The sequence below is a fragment of the Parvibaculum sp. genome, assembly GCF_049672805.1.
GTDB lineage: Bacteria > Pseudomonadota > Alphaproteobacteria > Parvibaculales > Parvibaculaceae > Parvibaculum.
In genome coordinates this window covers 1-4,245 of the sequence record NZ_JBATWS010000477.1, presented here as the reverse complement: position 1 = coordinate 4,245, position 4,245 = coordinate 1, and the positions used below count along the sequence as shown (strand labels likewise).

Genomic DNA, 4,245 nt, shown 5'->3' with positions numbered 1-4,245 from the left:
CGGCGACGGAATATCGATATCGCCTGGCGGGAACCGGCTGCACGGAAATCTTCGGCGTGGACTATACGGGCAAGATGCTTGGCGAGTGCATGACGCAGGAAGGATATGAAATCCGCCGGCAAGAATTTGCCCGCGTCCTTGAAAACAGACAGCCGATCATTTCCACGACAACTCTCCCGATCAAGTCGCGGGAGTTCATGATCGTGCATCGCGGCGTATTTCCGATCCGCGCCTCCGGTGAGGAGATCGATCAGCTCTTCGTCATCGTCGCACCCGCAACGGCCATCTCGGCCAGTCCCGGACTCGCGCACACCGCCAGCTAGTTGCTGTCAAGCACGACGCGATATTGCGCCAAACGTTGCCGGTAGCTCGCAAGAACTTCCTCGACTGTCATTTCCTTGAGATCAAGCGCCTCGCCCTTGCCCGGCGTCAGCAGTGCTTCTGCAATCACGCGGTTGGCAGGTTCGGAATAATGTGTCCCGTCATAGGTATTATCGACATTGATGGTAAGCGCAGAGGGAATGCCGAAGTCCCGGAATTTGTCGAACTTCGCTGCCGCCGTGTGAATCGCCCTCACATAGTCCGGAAGCCATCCCGCCTCGTCATAGGCATCAATCGCCCAGGCTGAGATGGGCGGCACATAGCCCACAAGCTCCGCCTGCGGAAAGATTTCCCGCATCTCCTCGTAGAAGGACACGCGCTCGGTCGCGGTGAAGCGCCCGGCCATCATGTCCGGAACCGGCTTTGCCGGATCATAAACCGGCGCCCCCGGTGCGATACGGCACTCGAAATCCGGCGTATAGACGCGGTCAAGCGGCGACGTCCCAAAAAGCGTACGCCACGACATGGAAAGTGCATCGAAGGAAAGATAGGTCAGCAGCGCCGGTTTGGGATCGTCACCGCTGCGAATGAAGTCGGGAATATTCGTGCTGCCGATCCTGGCGCGAAAGGCCGCCGCGGGCACTCCCATGATGACGAGGCGCGGCGCGAAACCTCGATCTTTGATGTAGCGCGCATAGGCAACCGCCTCCTCCGCCTTTCCCGCCGAAAAGGCAAAGTTGAAACAGCGATAGCCTTCGATCACTTGCTCCGGCAGAAGCGTTACCCGGCTGTCGCCGAAGATCACGCAGTCATAATTTTCGGATCGGTCGAGAAACAGGTTGAGTTTGCTCAATCGCTCGTTGAACGCATAGTTGATCGAGCCAAGCCTGTTGCCGCCGAAATACCACATCGGGTCAACTGCCGCGTTGACGGCAAACACAGCCGCCGCGCAGGCAAGCACCGTTGCTGCAAGTGCTGCGAGATAGCCGCGAATATATCTGCTCATGGTCATCGGCATATCTGCTCAGAACTGGAAATACAGAAATTCGCTGACGCGTTGCAGGCTGAGGAATGACGCTGCCGCCAGCAGCCCGACACCCACCGCAACGCGCTTGCTCGGCCGCCAGAGAACAAGCCGCTGAAACCGCGTGCCGTCCACCGGCAGCAGCAGCGAGTCAGCCTTGCGATCAGCCCATTTGTAGTTGAAGGCGGGCCGCACCATGGCAAGCCATTGCTGCGTGTTCGGCCAGAACCATACAATCCCCATCCAGAAAGCGAGCCAGCCGAAATCTTCTGCAAGCCGCGCCATATCCGGCATATCGGGTACGGCAATCAGCCCGCGATAGATCGCCACGGCCGCATCAAGATCAGCAGCGCGGAAGAGAACCCAGGCAAGCGCCACACAAAGGAAGGTGAACGAGCGCGCAACGCCGCGCGACCACCATGTGTTGATCCGGCGAACGGGGAGCGCCTGCCAGCCATGATTGATGATGAGCATCAACCCATGCGCTGCCCCCCAGAGCATGAAGGTCCATGCAGGCCCGTGCCAGAGACCACCAAGCGCCATGGTGATGAAGAGGTTCGCATAGCGCCGCAGCTTGCCGCGCCTGTTGCCGCCGAGCGAGATGTAGAGATAGTCGCGCAGAAAGCGCGACAGCGTCATATGCCAGCGCCGCCAGAAGTCGCTGATATTGAGCGCCTGATAGGGCGAGTGGAAATTGAGCGGCAGCTTGATCCCGAAAATCCGCGCCACGCCAATGGCCATGTCGGAATAGCCGGAGAAGTCGAAATAGAGCTGGAACGTATAGGCGAGCATCCCCTCCCAGGCGTCGAAGAAGCCGATATCCGCGCCGCTCGCTGCTTTGCTGAAAACAGGCGTCGCAACCATCGCCACATTGTCTGCCAGTACCACCTTCTTGAAGAGCCCGATAAGGAAGATGGTAAGCCCGATGGCCACATTCATCCGGTCAAAGCCGAAGGTACGCTTCTGCTTCGTCTGCGGAAAGATTTCCTTGTGGTGGACAATCGGCCCCGCAATGAGCTGCGGGAAAAACATCACGAAAAAGGAAAACTCGAGAAAATTATGCCGCTCCACCTTTCCTGCCCGCGTGTCGGCGAGATAGGCAATTTTCTGAAAGGTGAAAAAGGAAATCGCCAGCGGCAGAATGATGTGCTGAAGCGGAAACTCTGTATCGAGCAGCGCATTCGACGTGCCGATAAGAAAGTCGGTGTATTTGAAGAAGCCGAGCGAGATGAGATCGATGCTGATGCCGAAGACGGTCAGATGGGTCGCATAGCCGCCTCCCGGCTTTATCCTCTCTGCACTGATCGCCTTTGCCACCACATAGTTGAAAATCGTGATGCCGATCAGCAGGGGCAGATAGACCGGATTCCACCAGCCATAGAAGAAAAGAGAGGCGACAACGATGAAGCCGATACTCGCCTCACGCCCGAATGCCGTCCGGATGGCAAAGCAGGTAAGCGCGGTCAGCGGCAGAAAGATGAAGATGAAAACCGGAGAATTGAACAGCAATTTTCGCGCAGGGCCCCGGTCCCGGTAACTGGTCAAAACACAGGAAAGCCGGGGCGTTCGCCCGGCTTCGAGATGGCGATGTTAAGGAGAGAAGAAAGGCATAAAAAAGGCCGGGAACACAGTCCCGGCCTTCTTCCTCACGTTTCTTTTCAGGCTATTCACGCCCCATAGGCGCCGACGATCGTCACCGAGCAGACATTCTGAGACGGTGCGCCGCCGAGATTGTGCGTCATGCCGATCTTCGGGTTGGGAAGCTGGCGCTCGCCCGCCCGGCCCGTGAGCTGGAGATACATCTCATAGGCCATGCGCAGACCGGAAGCACCGATGGGGTGGCCAAAGCACTTGAGGCCGCCATCGATCTGGCAGGGCACCTTGCCATCGGCATCATAGAAGCCGTCCATCACATCCTTCACCGCACCGCCTTCAGGCGAGATGAACAGGTCTTCCATGGTCACAAGCTCGGTGATCGAGAAGCAGTCATGCACCTCGATCATGCTCACCTGCTCGCGGGGATTGTCGATGCCGGCTTCCTTGTAAGCCTTCTTCGCGGCAATGCGGGCCGTGTGGAAATAGCTGCCATCCCAGCTATTGTGCTGCGCCTCAAGGCCGTTCGAAACGGAAAGCTGCATCGCCTTCACCGTCACGATGTCCTTCTTGCCCATCGCCCTGGCGATTTCCGGCGTCGTCACGATAGCCGCCGCCGCGCCGTCCGACACGCCGCAGCAATCGAAGAGGCCGAGCGGCTCGGCAATCATCGGCGCATTCAGCACCTGCTCTTCGGTGACCAAATTGCGCAGATGCGCCTTCGGGTTCTTGGAGCCATTCGCATGGCTCTTCACCGACACATGGGCAATGGCGCGCTTGAGGTCTTCCTTGTTCACGCCATGCTTCGCCCGATAGGCGGAAGCAAGCTGCGCAAAATTGCCGGGCGCGGAGCCAGAGGGCGACCACTGCGGGCTGAGCGTACCCATATTGCCGACCGGCAGACCGCCATAGCCCGTATCGTTGAGCTTCTCGACACCGACCGCGAGCGCAATATCCGCCGCGCCCGAGGCCACGGCATAAACCGCACCACGAAGCGCCTCGGAGCCGCTGGCGCAGAAATTTTCAACGCGCGTCACCGCAATGTTCGGGAGACGCAGCGCGAGCGAAAGCGGCGTGCCGCCCTTGCCCGTGCCGATCTCATCAATATGGGTGGAGAACCACGCCGCATCGAGCTGCGTCGGCTCGATGCCTGCATCCTGCATGGCCTCGAGATAGGCTTCCACCATCAGTTCTTCCGGGCCAACATCCCAGCGCTCGCCGAACTTCGAGCACCCCATGCCGAGGATCGCGACCTTGTCCTTGATACCTGCCGCCATGTCCGTTTCTCCCTATTCGGCCGCCTGGCC

Annotated in this window: 4 protein-coding genes; 1 reads left to right on the top strand and 3 read right to left on the bottom strand. The window is 59.1% G+C overall.

Features of this window, described 5'->3' with window-relative positions; translation table 11 throughout:
* The coding region (locus tag WBF74_RS14700; protein WP_424441252.1) for a hypothetical protein at positions 1-323 on the top strand (323 nt) is incomplete at its 5' end.
* Here the strand turns inward: WBF74_RS14700 and WBF74_RS14695 are convergent.
* The 3 genes from WBF74_RS14695 to WBF74_RS14685 all read right to left on the bottom strand — a co-directional run bounded on the left by WBF74_RS14695 (position 320) and on the right by WBF74_RS14685 (position 4,215).
* Entirely contained in the window at positions 320-1,333 is a 1,014-nt protein-coding gene (locus tag WBF74_RS14695) for a hypothetical protein (RefSeq protein WP_424441250.1), read from the bottom strand. The two genes, WBF74_RS14700 and WBF74_RS14695, sit on opposite strands and share 4 nt — an antisense overlap.
* Positions 1,334-1,345: 12 nt before the next feature.
* Positions 1,346-2,854 (bottom strand): MBOAT family O-acyltransferase, encoded by a 1,509-nt coding sequence (locus WBF74_RS14690; RefSeq protein WP_424441248.1) that lies wholly within the window; start codon positions 2,852-2,854, stop codon positions 1,346-1,348.
* A 158-nt stretch (positions 2,855-3,012) separates the two neighbouring features.
* The gene (locus tag WBF74_RS14685; RefSeq protein WP_424441246.1) at positions 3,013-4,215 is read right to left on the bottom strand and encodes an acetyl-CoA acetyltransferase; all 1,203 of its coding nucleotides are present in this window, start codon (positions 4,213-4,215) and stop codon (positions 3,013-3,015) included.
* Between the last annotated feature and the right edge of the window lie 30 nt (positions 4,216-4,245).